The following is a 25270-nucleotide window of genomic DNA, read 5'->3' as shown; positions in this document are numbered from 1 at the left end:
TTCAGCCGTCGGAGGTCTTATGCTCTCCACATGCTCCGCCGGGCACGATGAGCATGGATAACGAGACCTGCTCGTAGGAGAGACTGGGATGACCGATGACAACCGCGGGCCGTTCAGGGCTCCCTCGGAGGACGACGAGATCGTCTCCGAACCTGAACGACAGGAGGCGGCTCCTCCCGAGACGGTGACGGACCAGGAGATCCCCCTGGAGCAGGACGAGCCCGAACCGGAGCCCGAGCCTGACGCCGAGCCCGAAGCCGAGGCGCGCGAGTCCGAGGCGCGCGAGACCGACCATGGCGACCGCCTGGTCGCGGGCGGCTTCGCCCCGCCCGACACCCTCGGCGACCCCCCGGACACCAGCGAGGACGTGCTCCCCCGCGACGTCCAGGCCGACATGGGGCCCCGCGAGGTGCCCGTGCAGGACGCGCCGCCCCACGACATGCCGCAGCCGCCGCCCGTCCCGCTCGACAAGCCCATCGCGGAACCCGACCGCGGACGGCCCGGGTTCGTCCCGTACGACCAGGACCCGAGGGCCGCGCACCCGCGGCAGCCCTACGGCGGCGGCTGGCCGCACGAGTCCCACCAGGGCCCGCCGCCCGCCCCGGGCGGCCCGGGCGGCCCGCCGATGGGCCCCCCGCCCGCGCCGATGGGTCCGCCGCCACCCGGCGGCCCCCGCCCGATGGGCGGATTCGGGATGCCGCCCATGGGCGGCGGTCCGAACTGGGCGCCCGTCCCGGCGCCCCCGTCCTCGTCGCGCGGCGGCCCCGGCCTCGGCATCTTCGCGGTCGTCGCCCTGATCATCGCGCTGGTGGCGGGCGCGGTCGGCGCCGGAGTCGGCGTCATCGCGACCGACAGCGACGACGGCGGCTCGGTGAGCCTCGGCGGCAGCGACAGCAGCGGATCCGACGTCCAGGCCCGCCCGCCGGACTCCGTCGCGGGCGTCGCGCAGCGCATGCTGCCCAGCGTGGTGATGATCCGCGTGCAGTCCTCGCAGGGCGAGGTCGGCGGCACCGGCTTCATCGTCAACGGCGGCTACGTCATCACCAACAACCACGTCGTGGCGGGCGCCCAGGGCGGCCGGATCCAGATCGTCTTCAACGACAAGAAGACGCTGCCCGCGTCCGTCAAGGGCACCGACGCCAGCTCGGACGTCGCCGTCCTCAAGCCCGAGGGCCAGCACTCGCTGCCCGCCCTCCCCATCGGCGACTCCAGCAAGATCGCCGTCGGCGACCCGGTGATCGCGATCGGCTCGCCGCTCGGCCTCCAGGGCTCGGTCACCACCGGCATCGTCAGCTCCCTGAACCGCGCCGTGCCCACGCAGGGCGAGGGCGGCGGCTCCGACCTGTCCTACCTCAACGCGATCCAGACCGACGCCGCGATCAACCCCGGCAACTCGGGCGGACCGCTGGTGGACGCGAAGGGCCGCGTGATCGGCATCAACACCGCCATCGCCACCCTCGGCGGGCAGGGCCTCGGCGGCGAACAGCAGAGCGGCAGCATCGGCCTCGGCTTCGCGATCCCGATCAACCAGGGCAAGCGGGTCGCCGAGGAGATCATCCGGACGGGCAGCGTGCGGCAGGCCAAGCTCGGCGTCCTGCCCGACCCCCGCTACCAGGAGGGCGGCGCCCGGATCATGCCGCAGGCCGTCAACGGCCAGGACCCCGTCACCAAGGGCGGCCCCGCCGACAAGGCGGGCCTCAAGCCCGGCGACGTGATCACGGCCGTGGACAGCCGTCCGATCGAGGACGCCACCGACCTGATCGCGCAGATTCGCAGCCGCGCCCCCGGCGACCGCATCAAGGTCACCTACCGTCGCGGCGGCAGGGAGAGCACGGTGGACGTCATACTGGGCTCGCAATGACACCGATCTGGGCAGGATGTTCATGTCGGCGTCATCCGAGCTGAGGATACGCTGTGGGGACCGGCCCTGGTTCGGGTCGGTCCCCTGCGGCGGTTTGTGGAGGACGGGTGTTCGACGTCGGACTTGGTGAGATGGCGGTTCTCGTCGTGCTCGCCCTGGTCATCTTCGGTGACAAGCTGCCCCAGGTCGCCGGTCAGGCGGGCCGGATGCTGCGTCAGTTCCGCGAGATGGCGAACTCGGCCAAGGCCGACCTTCAGGAAGGCCTCGGCCCGGAGTTCAAGGACTTCGACATCGCCGACCTCAACCCGAAGACGTTCGTCCGCAAACACCTCTTCGAAGACGGCGACGACTTCCTCAACGGCAAGTCCGGCCTCTTCGACGACGACCCCACCTACGCCAAAACAGCAAGAGAGCCCGAACTCGCCTACGGCGAACGCCCCCCGTACGACCCCGAAGCCACGTAACTCCCAGGGGGCGACCCCCTGGAACCCCCGTCGCGACGCAGGCGATCCTCACGCCGTTGTCGCGGTTCTGGGGCCTGTCGCGGTTCGCTTACGTCGCTGCGGTCGCCTGCGTCGGCGGGTCGTGCGACCTACGGCGCTGAAGCGCCTCCGGCCGCACAACCCGTGACGGTGGCGGGGGTTCTGTACCAGGACGGTGGCTGGGCTACTTGGGTGTGGGGGCTATGCCCAGGGACATTCCTGCGAGGCCTCGGGATCGGCCGGCGAGGGTGTCGGCGATGGTGCGGAGTTCCTTGGCGGCCTCGGCGTCGGGGTCGGAGAGGACCAGAGGGACGCCCGTGTCGCCGCCCTCGCGGAGGCGCGGGTCGATCTGGACCTGGCCGAGGACGGGGACGCGGGTGCCGAGGGTCTTGGTGAGGGCGTCCGCGACGCGCTGGCCGCCGCCCTCGCCGAAGATGTGCTGGCGTTCGCCGCAGTGCGGGCAGGTCAGGTACGACATGTTCTCGATCACACCGACGACCTGCTGGTGGGTTTGGGCGGAGATGGCTCCGGCCCGTTCGGCTACCTCCGCCGCGGCCTGTTGTGGGGTCGTGACCACGAGGATCTCGGCGGACGGCAGTAGTTGCGCCACGGAGATCGCGATGTCGCCGGTGCCGGGCGGGAGGTCCATGAGGAGGATGTCGAGGTCGCCCCAGTAGACGTCCGCGAGGAACTGCTGGAGGGCCCGGTGCAGCATCGGGCCGCGCCACACGACGGGCTGGTTCCCGGCGGTGAACATGCCGACGGAGATGACCTTCACGTCATGCGCGGACGGCGGCATGATCATGTCCTGGACCTTGGTGGGCGAGGCGTCCACGCCAAGCATCCGGGGGACGGAGTGGCCGTAGATGTCGGCGTCCACGACGCCGACCTTGCGGCCCTGCGCGGCGAGCGCGGCGGCGAGGTTCACGGTCACCGACGACTTGCCGACGCCGCCCTTGCCGCTGGCCACCGCGTACACGCGGGTCAGCGAGTTCGGCTTGGCGAAGGGGATCTCCTTGGCCGGTTCGCCGCCGCGCAGCTTGGTCTGGAGGTCCTTGCGCTGCTCCTCGCTCATCACGTCCAGTTCGACCTGGACGGTGGAGGCGCCGTCCAGCTTCGACACGGCCTCCCGGACGTTCTTGGTGATGGTGTCCTTCATCGGACACCCCGCCACGGTCAGGTAGACGCCGACGCGGACGGTGCCGTCCGAGGCGATGTCGATGTCCTTGACCATGTCGAGCTCGGTGATGGGCTTGCGGATCTCAGGATCGATCACCGTGGCCAGAGCCGCGGTCACCTGCTCGGTCGTCAACAGGGAGGCCATGCCCCCATGGTATGAACCGGAGGCCGTTCCCTGCCAATCAGGGTGGCGTGCTCTGCGGCACGTTCATCGCGCGAGAGGCGGTTGGGCCGTACGATCGGTCCGTGACCACCAGTACCCTCTCGGCGGCCGAGCTGATCGTCTGGCGCACCATGCTCCGTGCCGAGGCGCGCATCTCCCGCCGCCTCGGGGCCGACCTGCTGGCGAGCCACGGGCTCGCGCTCGGCTCCTACGACGTGCTCATGCACCTCGGTGAGGCCCCGGGTGGGCAACTGCGGATGAACGACCTCGCCGACCGTGTCCTGCTGTCGCGCAGCGGCCTGACCAGGCTCGTCGACCGGCTCCAGCGGGAGGGCCTGGTCGTCCGGCAGTCCTGCGCGCACGACGCGCGGGGGCTGTACGCCGTCCTGACCACCGCGGGCCGGGCCCGGCTGGACGAGGCGACCCCGACCTACCGGCAGGGCGTCCGCGACTACATCCTCGGCAGGCTGGACGAGCCCGACCTGGCCGCGCTCGGCGCGCTGCTGGACAAGCTCGCCGACGAGCCGGTGGCCGTCTAGTCCTTGGCGTCCAGCTCCTTGATGATCTGCTGGAGTTCGGAGCGCAGGAAGTCGCGGGTGACGACCTCGCTCAGCGCCACCCGCAGCCCGGCGATCTCCCGGGTCAGGTACTCGGTGTCGGCGATGTTGCGTTCGTTGCGTGACCGGTCCTGCTCGTACTGGACGCGGTCACGGTCGTCCTGCCGGTTCTGCGCGAGCAGGATCAGCGGCGCGGCGTAGGACGCCTGCAACGACAGCATCAGCGTCAGGAAGATGAACGGGTACGGGTCGAACTTCAGGAACTCCGGCGCCAGCAGGTTCCACACGATCCACACGGCGACGAACACCGTCATGTAGACGAGGAACCTGGCGGTGCCGAGGAACCGCGCGATCCGCTCCGACAGCCGTCCGAAGGAGTCCGGGTCGTAGTGGACGCGCGGCAGCAGCGTCCGGCGGATCTCCCTCGGCTGGTCGAGGCGGGCGCCCATCTGGCGTGTCGTCATCAGGTGTCCCCCCGGAGGGCCTCTTCCTCGGGATCGCGGTCCATGGTCTCCGCGGCGGTGGCGTCCATCACGGCCTCCCGCCAGTCCTCGGGGAGCAGGTGGTCGAGGACGTCGTCGATGGTCACGGCGCCCAGCAGGTGGCCGTTCTCGTCGACGACGGCGCCCGCGACGAGGTTGTAGGTGGCCAGGAACATCGCGACGGCCTCCAGCGACATGGTGGGTCGCAGCGGGTCGAGTTCGGCGTCCACGATGCCGCTGACCAGCGTTGGCGGCGGTTCGCGCAGCAGCTTCTGGAAGTGCACGGTGCCGAGGTAGCGGCCGGTCGGCGTGGCGGTCGGCGGGCGGCAGACGTAGACCTGGGCGGCGAGGGCCGGGTTCAGGTCGGGACGGCGGATCAGCGCGAGCGCCTCGGCGACCGTGACGTCCGGCGCGACGATCACCGGTTCGGTCGTCATCAGGCCGCCCGCGGACTGGTCGGGGTAGGTCAGCAGCCGCCGCACTGGCGCCGCCTCCTGCGGCTCCATCAGCATCAGCAGCTGTTCGCGCTGCTCGGTGGGCAGTTCGCCGAGCAGGTCGGCGGCGTCGTCGGGGCCCATGGCCTCCAGCACGTCGGCGGCCCGTTCCACGCCGAGCTTGCCGAGGATCTCGATCTGGTCGTCCTCGGGCAGTTCCTCCAGGATGTCGGCGAGCCGCTCGTCGTCGAGCGCGACCGCGACCTCCGCGCGCCGCTTCTCCGGCAGTTCGTGGACGATGTTGGCGAGGTCGGCGGCCTTCATCTGCTCGAACGCGGCGATCAGGCCCGCCGCGCCCTGCCCGTGCTCGACGGCGGAGAACCCGTCGACGTCGTCCCAGTCCACGACGAGGCTCTCCCCGCGCTTGCGGAATCCACGCCCGGTGCGGCGGCGGACGGCGACCTTGCCGACCAGCCAGTCGCGGGTGCGGGTCGGTTCCATCGCCACGTCGAGGACGGCGACGGGCTCGCCGTCGCCGAGCCGGATCGTCCGGTCCAGCATCTCGGCGATCACGAGGGTCTCCGACTCGCGTTTCTGGAACCGGCGCATGTTCAGGCGGCCGTCGAAGATGACGGCGTCCGCCTCGATCACCGTCACCCGGGTGATCGGCAGGAACACGGCGCGGCGGGACGCGACCTCCACGACCAGCCCGAGCACCCGCGGCGGCCGCGGCGCCAGGCGCAGGGCGACCACGACATCGCGGACCCTGCCGACCTGGTCGCCCGCGGGGTCGAACACCGCGATGCCCGCGAGCCGGGCGATGAACACCCGTGTCGGAGCTCCGCTCATGGACCGGACACTACCCATGATCGACCCGGTGATCCGGACACGGGGGGCCATCCGGACACGCCGAACCCCCGTGAGAGGCTGAGCCCGTGAGCGACGCCGTGACGGACCCGTTCGAGGAGCACCGCGGCCTGCTGTTCGCGGTCGCGTACCGGATGCTGGGCACGGCGGCGGACGCGGAGGACGCCGTCCAGGACGCCTGGCTGCGCTGGTCGGCGGTCGACCGGTCGGGGATCGCCGACCCGAAGTCGTATCTCGTCCGGATCACCGCGAACGTCGCGCTCGACCGGCTGCGGACGCTGCGGTCCCGGCGCGAGACGTATGTCGGCCCGTGGTTGCCGGAGCCGATCCTGACCTCGCCGGACGTCGCCGAGGACGCCGAACTGTCGGAGTCGGTGTCGATGGCGATGCTCGTCGTGCTGGAGACGCTGAGCCCGCTGGAACGTGCCGTGTTCGTCCTGAAGGAGGCGTTCGGCTTCCCGTACGCGGAGATCGCGGCGGCGCTGGACCGGTCGGAGGCGTCGGTGCGGCAGCTCGGCGCCCGCGCCCGCAAGCATGTGGAGGCGCGGCGTCCGCGCTTCGAGGCGCAGGGCGCGGAGCGGCGCGCCGCGACCGAGCGGTTCCTGGACGCGGTGCTCGGCGGCGACATCAACCGGCTGATGGAGGTCCTCGCCCCCGACGTGACGCTGTGGACGGACGGCGGCGGCAAGGTCAGGGCGGCCCGCCGCGTCATCGAGGGCGACGAGAAGGTGGCCCGCTGGCTCGCCGCGGTCGTCGAGAAGCCCTACGGCGGCATGGACCCGGCCGACCTCAGCGCCCGGCACGTCGACCTCAACGGCGGCCTCGCGCTCATCGTGGACGGCCCGGAGGGGCCCCTCACCACGATCACCGTGGACGTCGACGGCGCGGGCCGCGTGCGGGCGGTGCACTTCGTGGTCAATCCGGACAAGCTGGCCGCCGTGGTGGCCGGTCGCCGGCTCACCATGTGATCGTCCCGCCGGTTTGGGCGGGCCGCCCGGGGAACGTCTTCCTGGACTCTGTTCATCGCCGCCGGACCGACGCGCGGGCGTCGCGGTGAGAACAGCCGGGTGATGACCAGGGGGAACGGTGGGGGCGACGATCACGGGTCGGCGGCTGCGTTCGGCGTTCGCCCCCGGTCGGCGGGAGCTGGTCGGCCTTGAGGTCGAGAGCGCCGTCCTGGACCTGGCGACGGGCCGTGCCGCCCCCTACGAGGGCCCGAGAGGCGTCAAGGCGATCCTGGAGATCGCCCTGGCCGAGACGGGTGGACGCCCACTGTGCGAAGGGCCCCATCTGACCGGCGTCGAACTGCCGGACGGCGCGTGCCTCTCCCTGGAGCACGGGGGCCAGCTGGAGTACTCGTCCAACCCGGTCGCCTCCGTGGGGGAGGCGGTCGATCGGCTGCGGCTCGCCATGCGCGATCTGGCGGGCGTTCTCGACCGTTTCGGGCTGGGGCTCGTCCCGGGCGGGTTCGTTCCGTTCGACGGCGTGGACACGATCTCCTGGGTGCCGATCGGCAGGGGCGACGTCATGCGGTCGTACTTCACCGGGCTCGGTGAGGCGGGGAGCGACGGGCCGAAGATCCTCGGGCTCTCGACCAGTACACAGGTGCACCTGGACTTCGTCTCCGAGGCCGACTTCACGCGGAAGCTGCGGATGCTGGCGGTCGCGTCACCGGTGGTCGCCGCGCTGTTCGTCAACTCGCCGCTGGCGGGCAGGCGGCTGGACGGCGTCCTGTCGCACCGGTCGCTGGCCTGGCTGCGCACGGACCCGGCGCGCTGCGGGGTCCTGCGGCCCGCGCTGCGCCCGGACGTCAGTCTCGACGACCTCGTCGAATGGGCGCTGACGCTGCCGATGGTCTACCGCGTCGACGAGGCGGGCCGGTTCCGGTGCGTGCCCGACCGGCCGTTCGGCTCGCTGATCCGGGACGGCTTCGACGACGGGACGGCGCCGACCCTGGACGACTGGAACTACCACCTGTCGCAGATCTGGACGCACATCCGCGTCCGCCACACCCTGGAGCTGCGAGCCGCCGACGGCCCTCCCCACCCGTATGTCCCGGCCTTCGTCGCGCTGTGGGTGGGGCTCACCTACCACGCCCCGTCGCGGGAGGCCGCGTGGCAGCTGCTAGGCGGACGCCCTCCGGAGGACTACGAGACCGCCACGGCCGAACTGCCGCACAAGGGTCTGCGGACGATGCTCGGCGACGACCGGGTGAGCGATCTGGCCGCCGAACTGGTCCGCCTCGCCCGGCAGGGCCTCCAGGCCCGGGTGGACGACGGTGTCGAACCGCCGGACGTGCCGGGCCACCTCGATCCGCTGGACGAGATCCTGGCCACCGGTGAAACGTTCGCCGAACGGTGCGCGCACCGTTGGCAGCACGAATTCAGGTGCGACCCGATGCGTTATGTGGACGCCTATCGGGTGCCGACGGAATGATCGGCACAATGGTGCCGGAGGAAGGAATCGAACCTTCACGCCCCCGGTCAAGGGGGCACCCGTCCGTAACGAACGGGCGCGTCTACCAATTTCGCCACTCCGGCAACCCCGTCCACTCCTGTCCTCGAACATAGCGGTTCGCGGTGGTCACGTGAAGGCCCGATCGAGGTCGACGGCAGTAATAGCGGGACCGAAAGGTGCCTCCAAATCGGCCATGGTCAACGGCGATCCGCTCCCGGCCCGCCGCTGATCACCAGCGTATCGAGAGCCGAACAATCCTCTAACGAACGTGTGGAAGATTCTGAATCGAATCAAATCGTGGGCGCGTTTCCGCCGCCGACAGGTTCGCCGCGGCCGGGTCGCCTCCCAATAGGTGCGTCCCTTACCTGATGCTTCAGTATGATCATTGTTCGTCCTTTTTATCGGAAAATACATCGGGTACTGTCGGGGGCACCTTCGCCTCCATCCCGAGGATCATCCATGGGCCAGCCGAAGTCGATTTATCTGACCTATCCTCCAGCGTCCAGCGTCTGGCACCTGCCGATGGGAATCGCCTATCTCGCGGGCATCCTGCACGAGCGCGGTCACCATGTCGTCCAGCACTACGGGTACATCGACGCCGTCGAGCACGTGTTGCGCGCGCATGGGGGCGAGCCCGTCGCGCACGCCCTGCGCGACATCCGCGACCCGAACGCGCCGATCCTGCGCCGCCACGACGCCCGGCGGCTGTTCGAGCACGTGTCCTCGGGCGTCGCCTCCGACACCGAGACGTTCGCGGTCGAGCGCAACAACGTGCGGTTCGACTCCCGCGTCTTCAAGGGCCGCGTCGACGAGCTGCGCCGCGTGCTCGACGACCGCGAACGGCACGTCTTTTACGACTACTTCGCCGAGGTCGAGCTGGGCCGCGTCCGCGCCGCCGACCCGGACCTGGTCGGGATCAGCGTGGCCGACGAACGTCAGCTGGTGTCGGCGTGCGTGCTGGCCTCACTCATCAGGGACCACATCCCCGGCGTCACGATCGTGATGGGCGGAAACTACTGGGCGCGCGTCCTGGACGGCTATCACCACCCCGAGTTCGCGGGCTTCTTCGACCACTGGGACGCCATCGTCTACGCCGAGGGGTTCCAGCCGATGGTCGCGCTGGCCGACGGCACGCCCCCCGCGCTGGTCCCGGGAGTCGTCTGGCGTGACCGTGATGTCGTCCGTCTCAACCCCCTGGCTCCCGAGCCCAGCGACTACGAGGCGCTGCCCACGCCCCGGTTCGACCGGGGGATCCGGCAGTGGGGCCCCGACTTCGTCCCGCCCCTGTACACGATGTCCAACTGCCCGATGCGCTGTGGGTTCTGCGCCATCGCCGCCGGAAGCGACACGTTCCTGCACAAGCCCCGGGTGATGTCGGAACGGCGCGTGGCCGAGCACATCGCGGCGCTCGGCGTCGATCGCGTCGACTTCGTCGACGAGTACCTCACCATTCCCCGGCAGCTGAAGATCGGCCGCGAGCTCGCCCGGATCGGGCACCGCGCCACCTGGCAGTGCTACCTGACCGCGAGCGACCAGCTGCTGAACCCCGACACCTGCCACCGGCTCGCGGCGGCGGGGTGCAGCGGGGTACAGCTCGGCCTGGAGTCACTCGACCCCGCCGTGCTCAAGCAGGAGGCCAAGCCCTGGAACCACCCGGCCAACTACGGCCGCATCCTGCGCAACCTGAGCGAGGCGGGCATCCAGGTCCACGTCTTCATCATCGTCGGCGTGCCCGGCGAGCCGATCAACCGTTCGCTGCGCTGGCTGTCGTTCCTGGAGGAGTGCGGCGACGACATCCTGACGATCAAGTCGGGCCGCTACCGGCTCACCCGCCGCGCTCCGGACGAGTCGGCGGCGTCCTCCGGGCTGCTGGGCGGCCTCCAGGTCACCGGCACCGACGACCAGGTCCTCAACCTCAACCGCGACCAGTTCCGCTACACGGTCGGCGGTCTCAGCCGCAAGCGGGTGGAGGCGATCCGCGACCTTCTCGAAGAGGCCTGCCGCCGCCACTGGGCCTACCAGGTCACCTCCACGATCCCCTGGTGGACCAACCGTGGCGCCTACACCCTTCCGCAACTGCGTGCCGCCGCCGGGGAGTTGCGCGCTCACCGTCCGCCGGAACCGTCCATCGACCCGAGCCACCTCAAGCGCGGGCTGGCTAAGGTCACCACCGCCCTGCGCGAGGAACTGGGCCTGTCCGCCCACCTCGCGTCCTACGAGGACGCCAACGACGTGTCGACCAGCCTGCGCGCCCACGACGACGCCACGGCCCCGGCCTGACGGACACGCCCCTGCCTGATGGTCGTGCCCTGGCCTGACGGTCGTGGCCCGGCCTGACGGGCTAGCGGTCGACGGCGCGGCGCCTGCCGCCGAACATGCGCGGCGGCGGGCCCGCGGTCGTCGCGGGCGTCGGCACCGGACGGACGGTCGCGTACGCCTCCGCCTCCTCCACGACCTCCTCGGCCGGGGTGAGCCGGACGATCCACGACTCGGTCGCCCATCGCTCCACCTGGGCCTCGTGGTCACCGGCGTTGAGACGGTCCTTGGCGAGCAGCGGCGTCACGGCGTCCCACAGCTCGGAGCCCGGCTCGACCGGTTCGACGTCGGCGGCGAACGACACGAGCCGCCCGCCCTTGTCCTTGCTGCGCAGGATCACCGTCACCCGCGCGGCGTCCGGCAGGCCGGGCAGCGGTTGCTCGCCCTCCCCGCCGGTCAGGACGTACGCCGAGCCCTCGTGCCACACGTGCCAGGCGGCTCGCGGCTGCGGCAGGTCGGGCAGATCCAGCCACAGCAGCCCCGACTTCCTGGCCGCCTCCTCCACCAGCGCCGCGTTCAGCTCACCCATCTTCCGAGGGTCTCACATCGCCTGGATAGCATCCGGTCCATGCGCGCTCGACGAACCACACTCTCCGTCCCTGCCAGCAACCCCCGTTTCGTCGAGAAGGCGCAGGGCCTCCCCGTCGACGAGGTCCTTCTCGACCTGGAGGACGCCGTCGCGCCGTCCGCCAAGGAGGAGGCCCGCAAGTCCGTCGTCGCCGCGCTCAACGAGGGCGACTGGACCGGCAAGGTCCGCGTGGTCCGCGTCAACGACCTGGACACGCCCCTGGCCTACCGGGACGTGATCGACGTGGTGGAGGGCGCGGGCGCCCAACTCGACGCGATCATGCTGCCCAAGGTGCGGGACGCCACGCACGTCCAGTGGCTCGACCGGCTCCTCACCCAGATCGAGGGGGCGACGGGCCTGCCGGTCGGACGCATCGGCATCGAGGCGCAGATCGAGGACGCCCGCAGCATGGTCAACATCAACGAGATCGCCGCGTCCTCGCCCCGGCTGGAGAGCCTCGTCCTCGGGCCGGGCGACCTGATGGCGTCGCTGAACATGAAGACGCTCGTCGTCGGCGACCAGCCGCCCGGCTACACCGAGGGCGACGCCTACCACTACATCCTCATGCACATCCTGATGGCCGCCCGCGCCAACGACCTCCAGGCCATCGACGGCCCGTACTTCAACATCAAGGACGTGGACGGGTTCACACGGGTCGCCCGCCGCGCCGCCGCCCTCGGGTTCGACGGGAAGTGGGTGCTGCACCCGTCGCAGGTCGAGGCGGGCAACGCGGTGTTCGCCCCGTCCCAGGACGACTACGACCACGCCGAACTGATCCTGGACGCCTACGACCACGCCGTCAGCGTGCAGGGACGCGGCGCCGTCCGGCTCGGCGACGAGATGATCGACGAGGCGTCCCGCAAGATGGCGCTCGCCGTCGCCGCCAAGGGCCGCGCCGCCGGAATGACGCGGATCAAGCGCTTCGACCCTCCCGGGAACTGACCTTGAATACGATTCGTCCCACCTAACTCGGAGGGGGACGCACGTGTCAGAACCAGGGGACGACGACGGCTGGGCTCCGCTCGACCCTGTTCAGCGGCCCACCGATCCGCCAACCGTGCCGCCAGCCGGGGCGCCCGTCGGGCCGCCTGCCCAGCCGCCCGTCCAACCGCTGGGTCCGCCCGAACGGCCGGGCCCTCACTGGCAGGCGTACGGCGGCGGTTACCCCGGCTATCCCAGTCAGCCCGGCTACTCGGGCTATCCGGGCTATCCCGGTTACCCGCCCCACGGGTACGGTCCGCCGCCGGTGAAGCGGCCCTGGACGGTCGAGGCCCCGAAGGGCGCCCCGTTCCACCGGCTCGCGCGCACCGAGGCGCACCGCTGGTGGCGGCCGCTGGTCGGGACGCTCGCGATCGCGGGCGTGGGCATGGTGCTGGCCCTGGCGCTGATGCTCGCCGGGATGATCATCCAGGTGGCGGCCACCGGCCACACCGACACCTCCGGCACGTCCGACACCATCTTCGGCGACCAGACGGCCGACCTGGCGTACAACCTGGCGGCCCTCGGGCTGTTCCTGCCGGTCGTGCTGTTCGCGGCGTGGGGCGTCCAGCGGCGGCGGCCCGGCACCCTGTCGTCGGTCGCGGGACGGCTGCGCTGGCGCTGGCTGCTGGCCTGCTGCGGCCTGGCGTTCCTGTTCTGCCTCGTGTCGTTCGGGACGTCGGCGATCGCGGGCGCCTTCGTGGACGACACGTCGACCGGCGACGAGCACTGGGTCGGCTGGGGCGACTTCCTCCTGCCCGCCGTCGTGATCGTCTTTCTGGTGCCGGTCCAGTCGGCCGCCGAGGAGTACATGTTCCGCGGCTGGCTGCTCCAGGCCGTGGGCGCCCACACGCTGGAGAACTCCCGGCGCCGGATCGGGCAGGCGCTCAGCGTCGTGTTCCGCACCCCGTGGCCCGGCATCGTCATCGGATCGGCGCTGTTCACGTCCGGGCACGGCTACACCGGCTGGGGCATCCTCGACATCTTCACGTTCGGGGCGGTCGCGGCGTGGCTGGCGGTCCGGACGGGCGGTCTGGAGTCGGGCATCGCGCTGCACGTGTTCAACAACCTGATGGCGTTCCTGCTCCCGGCGGCCGTCGGTGAACTGGACATCGAGCAGGGCGGCGTGGCGTGGCAGGTCGTCGTGGCCGACGTCGTCCCGATGCTCTTGTACGCGGCGGCCGTGACGTGGCTGGCGCGGCGGATGCGCGTCGAGACGGTCACCGGCGCCAAGGACGACGTCCCCGTCTCGCCGCCCGAGCATCCGGCGCGCGTGTCATAGCAGCCCCCACAAGGTGAGCGCGTCCAGCAACCCGGGCGTCAGCGGCAGCCCCCGAAGCTCCTCCGGCGACACCCACCGAGCCTCCGCCGCGTCGTCACCGGCACGGAGCGTCCCGCCCGTCACGGTCGCCGCGTAGTCGTGGATCTCGTAGACGGCGCCGCCGAGGCCCGGCCGGTCGACCGTTCCGACCTCCGTGTCCGCCACGGAGACGTCCAGACCGGTCTCCTCGCGCAGCTCCCGCGCGACGGCGGCCCGGTCGTGCTCGCCGGGCTCGACCCGGCCGCCGGGGATGGACCACAGGCCCTCGCCGGGTGGCCGTCCCCGCCTCACCAGGAGCAGCCGTCCGCTCCCGTCCCGGACGATCCCACCGACGCAACGCACGCGCATGACCCCATTTTGTCCCCCCTTTCCCGCGCGGGTACCGTCCCGACCTTGACGCGCCCGGATGTTGCCGCGCAGGGTGGGTAACCATGAGGGCGGAGCCGACCTGCCCGCGGTGCGCGGGCCCGCTGCACGAGCCGGGCCCGTGGTCGAGCGACTGGTCATGCGACGTGCACGGCGCCGTCCTGCCGAGACAGCCGTCCAAGCGGCCCGGCCCGGAGGCGCTGACCGCCGTGCTGCTCGACGCGCGCGTCCCCGTCTGGACGCCCTGGCCCCTTCCGCAGGCCTGGCTCGTCACGGGTTTCACCACGGTCGGGGACGAGCGCACCGGTGCCCGCGCGACCGCGGTCGCCGTGTCCGGGCCCGGGCTGCTGGGCGGCCCCGCCGACATGATCCTGATCGCCGAGGAACCCGGCGTCGGGCTCGGCGCGTACTACGCGGGCCTGGAGGGCGCCGACCCTGGCGAGGTGTTCGAGGGCAGCCCCCCGCACGTGAGGCTCGACGTCAGCGGCCCGTCGGCGACCTGCGGCCGGACGGTCCCGATGTGGGCGGTCGGCGACGAACCCGACCGCGCCGTCTACGTCGGCGAGGCCATGGGCGACTGGCTGTGGGCGGTGCTGTGGCCCGCCGACGCGGGCGTCCTCATGCTGGAACGCCAGAACCTTCTCGACCTCCGCGAACCAGGAATGGACCTCGATTTGCCGTACGGAGCCCCGAGCCCCAGGCTCGACGACTGATGCGTATCGACCTGCACAGCCACAGCGACGCCTCCGACGGCACCCGGCCGCCCGCCGACGTCGTCCGGCGGGCCCGGGACCGGGGCCTGGACGTCCTCGCCCTCACCGACCACGACACCGTCTCCGGCTGGGACGAGGCCACCGCCGCCCTCCCGGACGGCCTGACGCTCGTCCCCGGCATCGAGCTGTCCTGCGCCCAGGACGGCCGCAGCCTCCACATGCTCGGCTACCTCTTCGACCCGGAGGACCCCTCCCTGTCCGCCGAGCTGGCCCGGATCTGCGACGACCGCGTGGTCAGGGCGCAGGGCATGGTGGACCGGCTCCGCGACCTCGGCCTGGACGTCACCTGGGGCATGGTCCGCGCGCTGGCCAAGGGCGAGGCGGTCGGACGTCCCCACATCGCCCGCGCCATGGTCGAGGCGGGCGTGATCGGCACGACCGACGAGGCGTTCACCGCGCAGTGGATCGCGCAGGGCGGCCGCGCCTACGTCGAACGCTACGCGCTGGACCCGGTACGCGCCGTCCGGCTCGTCCGCGCGGCCGGGGGAGTGTGCGTCCTCGCGCACCCGCGGGCGCGGCGCGGCGGCTACGTGTTCGACGACGCCGTGATCGAGGGCCTCGCCGCCGCCGGGCTCGCCGGGATCGAGGTCGATCACCCTGACCACGCGCCCGAGGACCGCGCCCACCTGCGCGACCTGGCCGCCGGGCTGGGCCTCGTCGCCACCGGGTCCAGCGACGATCACGGCGCGATGACCGGTGATCGGCTCGGCGCGGAGACCACCGATCCGGACGCCTACGCCGCGCTCGCGGACGGAGCCTCCGGGAAGTGATCACCGCATGCCGTCCAGTGGCGCGAATCACGGTAGGGTGCGAAGCGTGGACGCGCGCATCGAACAGGTGGTGACGTCAGGGACGCTGACCCTGGACGACACCGAGTACGACGTCGAGAGCAACACCTACATCGTCGGCGACGACGACGAGGTCATCGTGATCGACCCGGCCTACGACGCCGAGGCCATCCTCAAGGAGGTCGGCGACCGCGAGGTCATGGCCGTCCTGCTCACCGACGGCAACGAACACCATCTGAACGTGGTGCTCGAAGTCGCCGCCGGTGGCGAGGAGGACGAGGAGAACTGGGCCCCGATCGCGTTGCACCGCGCCGACCGGCTGCTGTGGCGCGATTACTTCGGCCGTCTCGCCAAGGAGGAGGACGACGAGGACGACGCCAAGGCGCTCCGGGCCCTCGAACCCGACATCTGGCTTGAGGACGGCGGCATCTTCGAGATCGCCGACGCCCAGTTGGAGATCGTGCACACGCCGGGCAACACCCCCGGCAGCGTGTGCGTGATCAGCGAGCAGCTCGGCACGCTGTTCTCCGGCGACACGCTGCACCGCGGCCGTCCCGGCTCCATCGGCGGCGTCTACGAGGACCTGCGCAAGCAGCTCAACTCGATCGGCGCGCTGCTGACCCCGCTGCCGAAGGACCTCCAGGTCCTGCCCGCGCAGGGCGAGGAGACGACGGTCGGCGACGAGGACTCCCGCTGGGAGTCGTGGGGCGCGCTCGCCCAAGAAGACGACTGAGGGTGGAGCAGCTCGGTTTAGCGGGCATGCCACGGCGGCTCTACACGTGCACGCCGTCGCGGCTCAACGCCTGGCTGGACTGCCCCCGGCGGTACCGGATGACGTATCTCGACCGTCCGATGCCGCAGAAGGGCCCACGGTGGGCGCACAACAGTGTGGGCTCCAGCGTGCACAACGCCCTCGCGGCGTGGTGGCGGCTGCCCGTGCACGACCGCACCCCCGAGGCCGCCGGACGGCTCCTCAACCGTGGCTGGCTGACGGACGGTTTCCGCGACGGGGCCCAGTCCGCGCAGTGGCGTGACCGCGCCCGCGACATGACCGAACGGTACGTCGAGACCCTCGATCCGCACGACGAGCCGCTCGGCGTCGAACGCACGGTCGCGACGCGCACCGACCGCATCGCCGTGTCGGGCCGTATCGACCGGCTGGACGCCCGGGGCGACGAACTCGCCATCGTCGACTACAAGACGGGTCGGCGCGCCTCGACGTCCGACGACGCCCGTGGCTCCCTCGCCCTCGCGATCTACGCGGTGGCCGCGTCCCGCGTGCTGCGCCGCCCGTGCCACCGGGTCGAGCTGCACCATCTGCCGTCCGGCGAGGCCGCCGCGTGGGACCACACCGACGAGTCCCTGGACCGCCACATCCGCCGCGCCGAGTCGATCGCGGCCGAGGCCGCCGAGGCCGACGAGACGTATCGCTCCCGCGTGCCGCGCCCGCGCCGCTCCGAGCAGCAACCCCGCGCGGCCGAGATAGACCACGCGGCCCATGACGACGCGTTCCCGCCCCGTCCCGGCACGTTGTGCTCGTGGTGCGATTTCGCCAGCCACTGCCCGGAGGGCTTGGCGGCCGCTCCACGCAAGGACCCGTGGGCGGCGCTCCCCGTCGACGTCGTCTAGGCGGACGGCCAGCGGCGCGGGTCACGCAGCCCGTAAAGCCCCCGGCGCACGTCGTATCCCTGCGCCGCGAGCCGCTTCCTGGATCGTTCCAACATCTCCCGTGTGTTCCTGGCGAAGGCGTGGTCGTGCAGCCGTTCCGGCAGCGAGTTCATCGCCAGCCGGAAGGACCGCGGCCCCGCCGTCACCACGGCGGCACCACCCCCGTGGCGTCAGTTCTGCCAGCGGGTACGGCAGTGGTCGTCCAGCCACGCGACGCACCGGTCGAGCGTCAGGCCCGCGTAGTCGAACGGGTAGGGGCCGTGCGGACCGGTGATCAGGTCAAGCGAGTCGGGCCGGGCGATGAACACCGTCTCCAACTGGGCGAGGGGCCCGAGCCGGTAGTCGGCGGGGAAGAAGAACTCCAGCTCCTGCCAGAACTTCGAGGTCTGGTTCCGTCCGCCGGTGACCCGGCCCGTCTTGACCGCGGCCTCGTCGAACCGGAACCCGAGCGTCTCGTAGGCGTCGAAGAACAGGTCATGGGCGGGCAGCGCGTGGACGGCGATCTCGTCGAAGTCGCCCCGGTCGACCGCGTTGTCGATCTCCAGGATGGTCCGGACGGCGGCCCGGGGCCCGCGCATCCGGCGTCCCAGCGCGTGCGTGATCGGCGTCTCCCACGGGACCTCGATCGCGAGCCCGTGCTCCCGCTCCGCACCGGCGGCCAGGTCGAAGGCGGAAATGGCCTGGTAGGCGACGACTCCCGGGTTGTCCCAGCTCTTCTCGGTGGGCTCCGCAGCCTCCACCCGGGTGACGAGCTGGACGGAGATCCGCTCGATCCGGACGTCGGCGCCGCCGCCCTTGACGATCACTCGGGCGCGCAGGGTGCCGCCGGGCCTGATCTCGTCCGACTCCAGGACCGCCGTCACCTCGGGCGCGTTGACGCCAAGCGAGCTGAGGAACGTGCGAAACGCCATGTGGGCTACCTCCGGAACGGTCCCAAGCGGACGACCAGACTAGGCTCTGGCCGCCCGCGCCGCCCGTCATCTACGGCAAACCCGGCATTTTCGGCAATCTCTGTGGATTTCAGTTGATTTCATCTATAACCTCACCGAATCGGACGGTGAAAGCGACGGGGTCCTCGGTAAAGGCGACATGGCCGCCCGGGAAGATCGCGGGCTCGACCCCGAGCGCCGCGGCGAGCGCCCTGGACGTCCGGTCGCAGAACTGCCCGCGCGACTCCGCGCCGATCCCGATGACGACGCGCACGTCCCCGGCCTTGAGCGCGTCGACATCGGGCCTCCACCGCGCGGTCTCGCGCAGCTCGTGCTCGAACCAGCGCCGCTCGTCGGCGACCTGCTGGGCGGGACGCTCCCCGCCGAACATCTGCTCCAGCGCCCCCTCGGGAAACTGGAAGCCCGCCTGCGCCATGAACTTCCGCCACGCGCCGATCACGTCACCGTCGCGGTAGGCGGCGATCATCTCCTCGGTCCCCTTGAGGAACTCGTCGCGGTCGTCCAGCAGCTCGATCAGCGGCGGCTCATGCGCGAGGACCGCCGCCACGCGCTCAGGGTGGTCCTGCGCCAACGCCAGCACGGTGCACGCCCCGCCGCTCGAACCCAGCGCGACGGCGGGCCCCGCGTCCACGTGCTCGATGAGCCGGGCCACGTCGTCGGCGCGCAGCACCGGCGTCGAGTCCTGCTCGGGGTCGTCGAGGCGGCTCCGGTTGATGCCCCGCGGATCCGTCGTGAGGACGGTGAACCCGGAGGAGAGCAGGTCGGCCATCGGCGCGAACTCCGCCGCGTCCATGGGGGCGGCGACGAGCGCGATCAGCCGCCCCTGCCCCCGCACCTCGAAGTACAGCTCCCCGTCGGGAACCCGCAGCGTGGACGAGATTGTGGTCATCGAACCTCCAGGCATGAGAACGGCCCTGTCCGAAGAAGAGACCTCCGGGCCGGGCCGAACTCATCGGCGGTCAGTGCATGACCGGTTGTTCGTCCTTCAGCATGCCCCGGATCTGCTCCCGCAGCTCCGGGGTGTCGGTGTGCTCATGCACCGATGCCGCGTGCTCGGCGGCGGCGCGGACGACCTCGTCCTCCTCGCCGCTGATCGTAAGCGTGCAGCCGGATTCGCTGGGCATGTCCCGGCAGTCGGCCACCTTCCGCATGATGCCTCCCCTCCTGGCCGGTCGGCCCGCGGGGAAGCGACTCCGCGGCGCCGACCGCTGTCGCATCTCCCTTTCATCGTGACATAGCCCCAGGTCAGAAGGAAGATGGGCGGGAATGTCCGGGTGGGGGCGTAGGGTGGCGCGGCCGGTGGAGGGAGAGCCATGGACTGGATCGAGTCCGGCGGGGGGCCGCTGCTGGTCGCGCCCGCGTCCCAGCTCGCCCACTGGACGGGCGCCACCGACGACGACGCGGTGGAGACGACGGGCGACTACGGCCGCGCCTGCTCGGTCGAGGGCGAGATCGGCCTCGTCACCGTCGGGAGCCTGGACGGCCTCGTCCTCAGCGGCCCCGCGACCACCACGTTCCTGCCGGACGAACGGCTCTTCGTCCGCTGGGAGGCGGCCGACTCCGAGGCGGGCCTCCTGACGGCCGCGAAACGGCTCGTCCACGACGCCCCATGGGACGAGACGCTCACCTGGCAGGTGGACGGCCCGGTCGTCCTCATCGACTCCGCCTGGCCCGGCTCAGCGCCCGAACCCGGCAACCACCTCACCATCGACCTGGCCCCGGCCCGCTACCAGGTCCGCGCGGCCTTCGTCCAAGACGAACGAACGTGGACGGTGCTCGTCCAACTCCAGCTCTAGGCCCCTGGACGTGGTTGGGCGGTGCCCACGATGAAGTTGGTGCCGACCGGTCGGACCTGGCCCGTCCACCCCCACCCGGCCAGGTCCCGGACGAGCTGTTCGGCATCGTGGAACACCTTCACCACGCGGTGTTCGCTGCCGTCTTCAAGCCGACGCCGGACGGCGGGCACGGACCCGTCCGGAAGGACCTCCTCGGACGCGGCCTCTCCCGGCCCGTTGTCCATGAAGACGGCCTTGCCGCCGGGGGCGAGGGCGTCCGCCACCATCTGCCAGAAGCCGGGCAGGCGGCCCGGCGGCACATGCGAGAGCCAGAATCCGAAGAAGACCGTGTCGTACCGCCGCGCCGGACGCCACGAGAACAGATCGGCGCACACGAACTCGACCGGCGCGGGCGCCACCCGCTCCCGCGCGATGGCCAACGTCTCGGGCGCCGCGTCGACGGCCGTCAACGACCGTGCCCGGGCGGCCAGCGGCCCGGTCCACTGCCCGGTGCCGCAGGCGAGTTCCAGCACGTCACCGACAACTGGAAGCTCATCGAGCACGGGCCGCAGCGCCCGCATGTCGTCGCGCGCGACGTACTCCTGGTCGTACTCCGGTGCCCTGGCCCGGTAGTAGGCGATCTGCTCCCGCACCGCGGCCTCATCGTCCCGTTCCATGCCCGCCACGGTAACCCCGCCGTGACACGATTATCCGATGGCAGATCAAGGAAGAACCGACCCTCCTCTCACGGCCGACGAACGTGCGACCCTGGCCAGCTTTCTCCAGTACCACCGCGACACACTCGCCATGAAATGCGAGGGCCTGACAACCGAGCAGCTCAGGGAGAGGGCCGTCCCGCCGTCGACCCTGTCGTTGCTGGGCCTCGTCCGGCATATGGCCGAGGTCGAACGGTCCTGGTTTCGCATCAGGTTCAACGGCGAGGACATCTCCGCCCACTGGATCAAGGGCCCCAACGACGACTCCGAGTTCGAGGCCGACGAGGCCGATCCCGACGAGGCGTTCGCGATCTGGCACGAGGAATGCGCCCGCTCCCGCGAGATCGTCGACGCCGCCGACTCCCTCGACCTCACCATGCGCCACCGCGGCGAAAACTTCTCGCTCCGCTGGATCCTCGTCCACATGATCGAGGAATACGCCCGCCACAACGGCCACGCCGACCTCCTCCGCGAACGCATCGACGGCGCGACCGGCGAATAGCCACCCCCGCTCAGGGCCCCGGCCCGTCCACCCGAGCGGATGACGCCACCCACCAGCAGGTCGAGCAGCCCCTCGACCTGCCCACGTCTTTCCTGGCCGCCCCGACCCGCCGCCGTGCTCAGCCCGACGAACCGGTGTTCAAGGTCTGGCGGACGGTGGAGGCGCGGGCGGAGCCGATCCGCGCGTGACCGGACCCCGAGTCCCGCCAGGCCGTCTCACTCGAGGGCTCCTCAGCGGGACTTCTTTCGCCTGCGTCAGCCCCGGACCTGCCGGAGGTAGTCGTGTACCTGCTCGGGTCGTTCCGTGACGATGCCCAGGTAGCCGTCCGGGCGGACCAGGACGAGCAGTTCGGCGGTCGGGTCGAATCCATAGAGCCGCTCCACCTGCCCGCCGTGGTCCACGATGTCGTCCCCGCGCGACGCCCCGTCCGGGCGGCTGATCAGGTGTGCGTGTACGGAGGCGCCGTATCGCTCAGCGAATCCAGGACCCGTTGCGGTGTCACCCGGGCCGAGGACGAGCAGCGTGAAGTGCGGGCCGCGGAACAGGTCGAACAGTCGTACGGGACGGCCGGTGGAGTCCTGGCAGCGGGCGTCCGGCGCGCGGTCTCCCGCCCGAAGGCCGCTCGGGGTGGCGCGGCCGTGCTCTGCCAGCGGGCCCGCACGATAGTTCAGCCGGAGTTGGAAGATGTCCGGGCCGCCGTCCTCCTCCTCGTCGGAGGCCGGCGCGCGGAAGTTCCTGCGGTGCAGTCGGGTCGAGACGCCGAGCACGTTCGCGGCGACCGGCAGCCGCTCGGCCTCGTACGTATCGAGCAGAGCCCCTGGAGCGCCGGACAGTGCGGCGGCGAGCTTCCAACCGAGGTTGTAAGCGTCCTGAACGCTGGTGTTCAGGCCCTGCCCGCTCGCGGAGGAATGCACATGCGCGGCGTCGCCGGCCAGGAACACCCGGCCGTCCCGGTACCGGTCCACCATGCGGACGTTAATCCGGTAAAGGGAGATCCAATTCAGGTCGTACAGCATGACGTCGGTGCGGCCGGACCGTTGCTCCAGCAGCTTCTGCACCGATTCGAGCGTCGGTTCCGGCGCGCTGTCGGCATCCACCGCGGCGACGAACTGGTAGAGGTCGGTGCCAGGCATCGACCACAGGGAGAACCGCTGGGTGGCGTCGCCGCCGCTGGTCAGGATGTGGCAGTAGTCGCCCTCCAGCCCCTCGGCCCCGACGTCGCCGATCAGGGTGCGCTCGGTCTCGAAGGTCTCACCCTCGAAGCCCACCCCGAGTGCCTTGCGTACCAGGCTGCGGCCTCCGTCCGCGCCGACCAGATACCCCGCCCGTACTCGTTCGGTGGCTCCGCCGGAGACCAGGGTCACGGTCACCCCGTCATCGTCCTGGCTGAACTCGGTCACCTCGGTGCCCAACTCGACGCGACCGCCCAGTTCGACGAACCGATCGTGCAGGATGCGGTCGGTCCGCCACTGGGGGATCAGCCACACGCCGGGGTACGGCACACCGGATCCGGGGAGGACCGGCTCGATGCCGAGCATGTCGGTGACCGTACGAGTCCACCGGACGTCCTTGCCCGCGTACAAACGGAAGGCCGGGAACGGAGCGCCCTGGTCCAGCACGGAGTCGATCACACCGAGGTCGTCGAACACCTCCAGGGTGCGGGGCTGGAGGCCCTTAGCGCGGGAGCCGGCGAACAACTGGTCCGCCCGGTCGACGATCCGGCAGTCGATCCCCCGGCGGGCCAGCTCGCAGGCCAGCGTAAGCCCGGTCGGCCCGGCTCCGGCGATCAGCACCGGCACATCCGCTCTGTCGTTCATCGCTGTCCTTCGTCGGTGGGGGAGGTCAGGGTCAGCAGGGGCGTGAGCAGGTTGTCCACCAGGTCGGCGAGGAAGTCGTGGTCGAGCGGCTCACCGAGGAACATGCGGCGGATGATCTGGCCTTCGGCCACCTGATGCACGCGCTCGGGTGAGGTGCCCGCAGCCACCTCACCGCGGGCCTTCGCCCTCTCCACGATCGTCTGGAACGGTCCGAGATCCTCGTCCGCGACGTGTGCCCGTAGGGCCGCGGCCAGTTCGGCGTCGGTCCGCATCGCGTGGATCAACCCGGTGATCATGGTGACGTACCGGTCGTCGACCTGTGCGCACATCACGGTCAGCCCGGCCAGCAGGTCGCCTCGCAGTGTTCCGGTGTTCGGGATGTCGGTGACGTACCCGGCGTCGTGCGCGTCCAGTGCGGCCTTGACGAGTGCCGGTTTGCCCGACCATCGGCGGTAGATGGTCTGCTTGCTGGCGCGCGCCCGCTGGGCCACCGCGTCCATGGTCAGCGCCGGGTAGCCGATCTCCCCGAGCAACTCGATCGTCGCCGTCAGAATCGCCCGCTCACGCGCAATGCCTCTGACCATGTCCACCCAACCGAACGAGACGGTACCGTACACTTCAGAACTTAGCCGCACGGGCTCGCGGACGGCAAGGTGGACTCGTTTCACGAAGGGCAGGGCGAATGGGCGGCAAGCAGGCGATCGAGTGGCAGAACGGTGCGGTGACCTCAGGAGACGGGACGGTGATCGCCTTCCTCAGCCATGGGCGCGGGCCCGGGCTGATGGTGATCCCCGGGAACAACCGGCGCGCCCACCACTACGGGGCCCTGGCGCGGAGCCTGTCGGATACGTACACGGTGCACGTGATCGAGCGACGGGGACGTGGCCGCAGCGGACCGCAGGGCCCTGGCTACAGTGTCGAGGCCGAAGTCGACGACGCCATCGCCGTCATGGAGCACACCGGCTCAAGCCTGGTCTTCGGGCACAGCTACGGCGGTCTGGTCGCTCTGCACCTCGGGCTGCGGAAAAAGGTCGCCGCACTGGTCGTGTACGAGCCCGGCGTGAGCATCGGGGGGTCGTTCCCCGCCGGCTGGCTGCCGTCCTTCACCCATCTGCTGCGGGAGGGCAGGCACGTCGCGGCGATGGCGACCTTCCTCAAGGGCACCCGCCTGGCCCCCATCGGAGACGCGCCGATGCTGGTGTTCCGCGCGCTGGCGTTCCTGCTGCTGCGCGGGACCGACGGGCCCGACACGCGGGCGCTGATGGCGACGACCCCAGCCGAGATCGCCGAGATCGTCCGTCTGGACTCCGAGGGCACCAGGTACGCGGGCGTCGCCCCCCCGACGCTGCTGATCGGCGGCGAAAAGTCGCCCGCCTACCTGACCGGCGTGCTATCCCGTCTGGCAGGAGTGATGCCCGACGCCCGGCACGCGATCTTGGATGGGCTGGACCACAACGCGCCCGACCTGAACGCCCCCGACAGGGTCGCCGAGCAGATCCGAGCCTTCACCCAGGCACGGCTCCCCGAAGAGCGACCCCAGTAGCGAGGACAACCCGTTGCGCCACCGGTGCGGCCAGGTCCCCCAGCTACGAAACACCCGGCCGGTAGCTCTAGGCACGCCAAGCCGGGGAAATGGGACGGGGTCAGGCGAGGCCATCTTTGCCAGAACCGCAAGATTTCGTGTCGGGTGGTGTACGGCCTGGCAACACTGTCCTTCCCAAACGAGGGAGACCACCATGCCCAGGACGACCCGCCGCACTGACACCCCGCCGCCCCGGACCAGATCCAGCGAGACCGAGACCCTGCGCGGATTCCTCGACTACCTCAGGGCATCGGTTGCCGCGAAGGTCGACGGCGCCCCTGAACCGCAGGTCCGCACAGCCGCGGTGCAGTCGGGCACGAACCTGCTCGGCCTGATCAACCACCTGACCTTCGTCGAACGCGCGATGTTTCTGGGGGACGACGTCACCGACTGGCAGGCGACGTTCCAGGCCGCATCAGACGACACCGTGCCCGACGTCGTCGCCCGCTACCGCGCGGTGGTCGAGCAGGCCAACAAGGTGCTGGACGGGTGCACCGACCTCGGCGAACCCGTCCCTCGTCCGCGCCCCGGACGCCCTGCTCCCAGCGTCCGCTGGGCCCTCACCCACATGATCGAGGAGACCGGCCGCCACGCGGGCCACGCCGACATCCTCCGCGAACTGATAGACGGCACAACCGGCCGCTGACCCCACGGGGCGACCACCTAGG

Annotated in this window: 28 protein-coding genes and 1 tRNA gene; 16 read left to right on the top strand and 13 right to left on the bottom strand. The window is 71.0% G+C overall.

Annotated features, from left to right (window positions below):
* Positions 1-88 precede the first annotated feature (88 nt).
* Both ABD808_RS33390 and ABD808_RS33385 read left to right on the top strand, forming a co-directional pair.
* Positions 89-1861, top strand: a complete 1773-nt coding sequence (locus ABD808_RS33390; protein ID WP_344905670.1) for a S1C family serine protease — start codon at positions 89-91, stop codon at positions 1859-1861.
* Between the two features lie 107 nt (positions 1862-1968).
* The gene (locus ABD808_RS33385; RefSeq protein ID WP_344905668.1) at positions 1969-2325 is read left to right on the top strand and encodes a sec-independent translocase; all 357 of its coding nucleotides are present in this window, start codon (positions 1969-1971) and stop codon (positions 2323-2325) included.
* A gap of 202 nt (positions 2326-2527) precedes the next feature.
* Here ABD808_RS33385 and ABD808_RS33380 read toward each other — a convergent pair whose 3' ends face one another.
* On the bottom strand, positions 2528-3667 hold the full coding sequence (locus tag ABD808_RS33380; RefSeq protein WP_344905663.1) for an Mrp/NBP35 family ATP-binding protein: 1140 nt from the start codon (positions 3665-3667) through the stop codon (positions 2528-2530).
* Between the two features lie 101 nt (positions 3668-3768).
* Between ABD808_RS33380 and ABD808_RS33375 the strand changes: the two genes are divergently transcribed.
* Positions 3769-4224: a MarR family winged helix-turn-helix transcriptional regulator gene (locus tag ABD808_RS33375; RefSeq protein ID WP_344905660.1), complete on the top strand. Its 456-nt coding sequence runs from the start codon at positions 3769-3771 to the stop codon at positions 4222-4224.
* Here the strand turns inward: ABD808_RS33375 and ABD808_RS33370 are convergent.
* Together ABD808_RS33370 and ABD808_RS33365 are read right to left on the bottom strand one after the other, a co-directional pair.
* A complete protein-coding gene (locus ABD808_RS33370) occupies positions 4221-4706 on the bottom strand; it encodes a DUF1003 domain-containing protein (RefSeq protein ID WP_344905658.1) in 486 nt (161 codons plus the stop codon). The two genes, ABD808_RS33375 and ABD808_RS33370, sit on opposite strands and share 4 nt — an antisense overlap.
* The gene (locus ABD808_RS33365) at positions 4706-6007 is read right to left on the bottom strand and encodes a magnesium transporter MgtE N-terminal domain-containing protein (protein WP_344905655.1); all 1302 of its coding nucleotides are present in this window, start codon (positions 6005-6007) and stop codon (positions 4706-4708) included. Before ABD808_RS33365 ends, ABD808_RS33370 begins: the two co-directional genes overlap by 1 nt.
* An 86-nt stretch (positions 6008-6093) precedes the next feature.
* Between ABD808_RS33365 and ABD808_RS33360 the strand changes: the two genes are divergently transcribed.
* Both ABD808_RS33360 and ABD808_RS33355 read left to right on the top strand, forming a co-directional pair.
* The gene (locus ABD808_RS33360) at positions 6094-6993 is read left to right on the top strand and encodes an RNA polymerase sigma-70 factor (RefSeq protein WP_344905652.1); all 900 of its coding nucleotides are present in this window, start codon (positions 6094-6096) and stop codon (positions 6991-6993) included.
* Between the two features lie 118 nt (positions 6994-7111).
* On the top strand, positions 7112-8461 hold the full coding sequence (locus ABD808_RS33355) for a glutamate-cysteine ligase family protein (RefSeq protein WP_344905649.1): 1350 nt from the start codon (positions 7112-7114) through the stop codon (positions 8459-8461).
* 9 nt (positions 8462-8470) lie between these two features.
* On the opposite strand, the gene ABD808_RS33350 is transcribed toward ABD808_RS33355, so the two are convergent.
* A tRNA-OTHER gene (locus tag ABD808_RS33350) sits at positions 8471-8565 on the bottom strand.
* A gap of 376 nt (positions 8566-8941) precedes the next feature.
* Here ABD808_RS33350 and ABD808_RS33345 point away from each other — a divergent pair.
* Positions 8942-10762 (top strand): B12-binding domain-containing radical SAM protein, encoded by a 1821-nt coding sequence (locus ABD808_RS33345; protein ID WP_344905646.1) that lies wholly within the window; start codon positions 8942-8944, stop codon positions 10760-10762.
* 61 nt (positions 10763-10823) lie between these two features.
* Here the strand turns inward: ABD808_RS33345 and ABD808_RS33340 are convergent, their stop codons facing one another.
* Positions 10824-11327, bottom strand: a complete 504-nt coding sequence (locus tag ABD808_RS33340) for a hypothetical protein (protein WP_344905643.1) — start codon at positions 11325-11327, stop codon at positions 10824-10826.
* Between the two features lie 39 nt (positions 11328-11366).
* Here ABD808_RS33340 and ABD808_RS33335 point away from each other — a divergent pair, with 39 nt between their 5' ends.
* Both ABD808_RS33335 and ABD808_RS33330 read left to right on the top strand, forming a co-directional pair.
* Positions 11367-12308 carry an HpcH/HpaI aldolase/citrate lyase family protein gene (locus ABD808_RS33335; protein ID WP_344905641.1) on the top strand — a complete coding sequence of 314 codons (942 nt, stop codon included), beginning with the start codon at positions 11367-11369 and terminating at the stop codon, positions 12306-12308.
* A gap of 43 nt (positions 12309-12351) precedes the next feature.
* Positions 12352-13626 (top strand): CPBP family intramembrane glutamic endopeptidase, encoded by a 1275-nt coding sequence (locus ABD808_RS33330; protein ID WP_344905638.1) that lies wholly within the window; start codon positions 12352-12354, stop codon positions 13624-13626.
* Here the strand turns inward: ABD808_RS33330 and ABD808_RS33325 are convergent.
* On the bottom strand, positions 13621-14013 hold the full coding sequence (locus ABD808_RS33325; RefSeq protein ID WP_344905636.1) for an NUDIX hydrolase: 393 nt from the start codon (positions 14011-14013) through the stop codon (positions 13621-13623). The genes ABD808_RS33330 and ABD808_RS33325 overlap by 6 nt on opposite strands.
* An 83-nt stretch (positions 14014-14096) precedes the next feature.
* Here ABD808_RS33325 and ABD808_RS33320 point away from each other — a divergent pair, with 83 nt between their 5' ends.
* From ABD808_RS33320 to ABD808_RS33305, 4 genes are read left to right on the top strand one after another with little or no spacing between them, the layout of a single operon-like run.
* Positions 14097-14744 (top strand): DUF6758 family protein, encoded by a 648-nt coding sequence (locus ABD808_RS33320; RefSeq protein ID WP_344905633.1) that lies wholly within the window; start codon positions 14097-14099, stop codon positions 14742-14744.
* The gene (locus ABD808_RS33315; RefSeq protein WP_344905630.1) at positions 14744-15574 is read left to right on the top strand and encodes a PHP domain-containing protein; all 831 of its coding nucleotides are present in this window, start codon (positions 14744-14746) and stop codon (positions 15572-15574) included. Before ABD808_RS33320 ends, ABD808_RS33315 begins: the two co-directional genes overlap by 1 nt.
* Before the next feature lie 46 nt (positions 15575-15620).
* Positions 15621-16325 carry an MBL fold metallo-hydrolase gene (locus tag ABD808_RS33310; RefSeq protein ID WP_344905627.1) on the top strand — a complete coding sequence of 235 codons (705 nt, stop codon included), beginning with the start codon at positions 15621-15623 and terminating at the stop codon, positions 16323-16325.
* Between the two features lie 2 nt (positions 16326-16327).
* Positions 16328-17221 (top strand): RecB family exonuclease, encoded by an 894-nt coding sequence (locus ABD808_RS33305; RefSeq protein WP_344905624.1) that lies wholly within the window; start codon positions 16328-16330, stop codon positions 17219-17221.
* On the opposite strand, the gene ABD808_RS33300 is transcribed toward ABD808_RS33305, so the two are convergent.
* The 4 genes from ABD808_RS33300 to ABD808_RS33285 form a co-directional block, all read right to left on the bottom strand.
* The gene (locus ABD808_RS33300) at positions 17218-17406 is read right to left on the bottom strand and encodes a hypothetical protein (RefSeq protein WP_344905621.1); all 189 of its coding nucleotides are present in this window, start codon (positions 17404-17406) and stop codon (positions 17218-17220) included. The genes ABD808_RS33305 and ABD808_RS33300 overlap by 4 nt on opposite strands.
* Positions 17407-17430: 24 nt before the next feature.
* Complete coding sequence (locus ABD808_RS33295) at positions 17431-18171, bottom strand: sporulation protein (protein WP_344905618.1); 741 nt, start codon at positions 18169-18171, stop codon at positions 17431-17433.
* 109 nt (positions 18172-18280) lie between these two features.
* Positions 18281-19099, bottom strand: a complete 819-nt coding sequence (locus ABD808_RS33290; RefSeq protein ID WP_344905615.1) for an alpha/beta fold hydrolase — start codon at positions 19097-19099, stop codon at positions 18281-18283.
* Between the two features lie 70 nt (positions 19100-19169).
* Positions 19170-19361, bottom strand: coding sequence for a DUF1059 domain-containing protein (locus ABD808_RS33285; RefSeq protein WP_344905612.1), 192 nt, complete (start codon positions 19359-19361; stop codon positions 19170-19172).
* A gap of 162 nt (positions 19362-19523) precedes the next feature.
* On the opposite strand from ABD808_RS33285, the gene ABD808_RS33280 reads away from it, so the two are divergent.
* Positions 19524-20006 carry an Imm21 family immunity protein gene (locus tag ABD808_RS33280; protein ID WP_344905610.1) on the top strand — a complete coding sequence of 161 codons (483 nt, stop codon included), beginning with the start codon at positions 19524-19526 and terminating at the stop codon, positions 20004-20006.
* Here the strand turns inward: ABD808_RS33280 and ABD808_RS33275 are convergent.
* Positions 20003-20662 (bottom strand): class I SAM-dependent methyltransferase, encoded by a 660-nt coding sequence (locus tag ABD808_RS33275; RefSeq protein ID WP_344905607.1) that lies wholly within the window; start codon positions 20660-20662, stop codon positions 20003-20005. The genes ABD808_RS33280 and ABD808_RS33275 overlap by 4 nt on opposite strands.
* Before the next feature lie 37 nt (positions 20663-20699).
* Between ABD808_RS33275 and ABD808_RS33270 the strand changes: the two genes are divergently transcribed.
* Positions 20700-21203, top strand: coding sequence for a DinB family protein (locus ABD808_RS33270; protein ID WP_344905604.1), 504 nt, complete (start codon positions 20700-20702; stop codon positions 21201-21203).
* A gap of 254 nt (positions 21204-21457) precedes the next feature.
* Here the strand turns inward: ABD808_RS33270 and ABD808_RS33265 are convergent, their stop codons facing one another.
* Positions 21458-23020: an FAD-dependent monooxygenase gene (locus ABD808_RS33265; RefSeq protein WP_344905601.1), complete on the bottom strand. Its 1563-nt coding sequence runs from the start codon at positions 23018-23020 to the stop codon at positions 21458-21460.
* Positions 23017-23604 carry a TetR-like C-terminal domain-containing protein gene (locus ABD808_RS33260; RefSeq protein WP_344905599.1) on the bottom strand — a complete coding sequence of 196 codons (588 nt, stop codon included), beginning with the start codon at positions 23602-23604 and terminating at the stop codon, positions 23017-23019. The genes ABD808_RS33265 and ABD808_RS33260 overlap by 4 nt, the downstream gene beginning before the upstream one ends.
* A gap of 98 nt (positions 23605-23702) precedes the next feature.
* Here ABD808_RS33260 and ABD808_RS33255 point away from each other — a divergent pair, with 98 nt between their 5' ends.
* Positions 23703-24563, top strand: a complete 861-nt coding sequence (locus tag ABD808_RS33255; protein WP_344905596.1) for an alpha/beta fold hydrolase — start codon at positions 23703-23705, stop codon at positions 24561-24563.
* 193 nt (positions 24564-24756) lie between these two features.
* Positions 24757-25248, top strand: a complete 492-nt coding sequence (locus ABD808_RS33250) for a DinB family protein (RefSeq protein ID WP_344905593.1) — start codon at positions 24757-24759, stop codon at positions 25246-25248.
* Positions 25249-25270 lie beyond the last annotated feature (22 nt).

Origin of the sequence: Actinomadura meridiana, from assembly GCF_039537545.1 — a bacterium.
Taxonomy (GTDB): Bacteria; Actinomycetota; Actinomycetes; order Streptosporangiales; family Streptosporangiaceae; genus Spirillospora; species Spirillospora meridiana.
The sequence above is the reverse complement of the archived record's forward strand: the minus strand, read 5'-3'. Positions and strand labels throughout refer to the sequence as shown.

Coding starts and splice junctions, on each gene's coding strand:
- ABD808_RS33390 (WP_344905670.1), top strand. CDS start 89: ATGACCGATGACAACCGCGGGCCGTTCAGGGCTCCCTCGGAGGACGAC.
- ABD808_RS33380 (WP_344905663.1), bottom strand. CDS start 3,667: ATGGCCTCCCTGTTGACGACCGAGCAGGTGACCGCGGCTCTGGCCACG.
- ABD808_RS33370 (WP_344905658.1), bottom strand. CDS start 4,706: ATGACGACACGCCAGATGGGCGCCCGCCTCGACCAGCCGAGGGAGATC.
- ABD808_RS33365 (WP_344905655.1), bottom strand. CDS start 6,007: ATGAGCGGAGCTCCGACACGGGTGTTCATCGCCCGGCTCGCGGGCATC.
- ABD808_RS33345 (WP_344905646.1), top strand. CDS start 8,942: ATGGGCCAGCCGAAGTCGATTTATCTGACCTATCCTCCAGCGTCCAGC.
- ABD808_RS33340 (WP_344905643.1), bottom strand. CDS start 11,327: ATGGGTGAGCTGAACGCGGCGCTGGTGGAGGAGGCGGCCAGGAAGTCG.
- ABD808_RS33335 (WP_344905641.1), top strand. CDS start 11,367: ATGCGCGCTCGACGAACCACACTCTCCGTCCCTGCCAGCAACCCCCGT.
- ABD808_RS33325 (WP_344905636.1), bottom strand. CDS start 14,013: ATGCGCGTGCGTTGCGTCGGTGGGATCGTCCGGGACGGGAGCGGACGG.
- ABD808_RS33320 (WP_344905633.1), top strand. CDS start 14,097: ATGAGGGCGGAGCCGACCTGCCCGCGGTGCGCGGGCCCGCTGCACGAG.
- ABD808_RS33315 (WP_344905630.1), top strand. CDS start 14,744: ATGCGTATCGACCTGCACAGCCACAGCGACGCCTCCGACGGCACCCGG.
- ABD808_RS33295 (WP_344905618.1), bottom strand. CDS start 18,171: ATGGCGTTTCGCACGTTCCTCAGCTCGCTTGGCGTCAACGCGCCCGAG.
- ABD808_RS33290 (WP_344905615.1), bottom strand. CDS start 19,099: ATGACCACAATCTCGTCCACGCTGCGGGTTCCCGACGGGGAGCTGTAC.
- ABD808_RS33285 (WP_344905612.1), bottom strand. CDS start 19,361: ATGCGGAAGGTGGCCGACTGCCGGGACATGCCCAGCGAATCCGGCTGC.
- ABD808_RS33280 (WP_344905610.1), top strand. CDS start 19,524: ATGGACTGGATCGAGTCCGGCGGGGGGCCGCTGCTGGTCGCGCCCGCG.
- ABD808_RS33275 (WP_344905607.1), bottom strand. CDS start 20,662: ATGGAACGGGACGATGAGGCCGCGGTGCGGGAGCAGATCGCCTACTAC.
- ABD808_RS33270 (WP_344905604.1), top strand. CDS start 20,700: ATGGCAGATCAAGGAAGAACCGACCCTCCTCTCACGGCCGACGAACGT.
- ABD808_RS33265 (WP_344905601.1), bottom strand. CDS start 23,020: ATGAACGACAGAGCGGATGTGCCGGTGCTGATCGCCGGAGCCGGGCCG.
- ABD808_RS33260 (WP_344905599.1), bottom strand. CDS start 23,604: ATGGTCAGAGGCATTGCGCGTGAGCGGGCGATTCTGACGGCGACGATC.
- ABD808_RS33255 (WP_344905596.1), top strand. CDS start 23,703: ATGGGCGGCAAGCAGGCGATCGAGTGGCAGAACGGTGCGGTGACCTCA.
- ABD808_RS33250 (WP_344905593.1), top strand. CDS start 24,757: ATGCCCAGGACGACCCGCCGCACTGACACCCCGCCGCCCCGGACCAGA.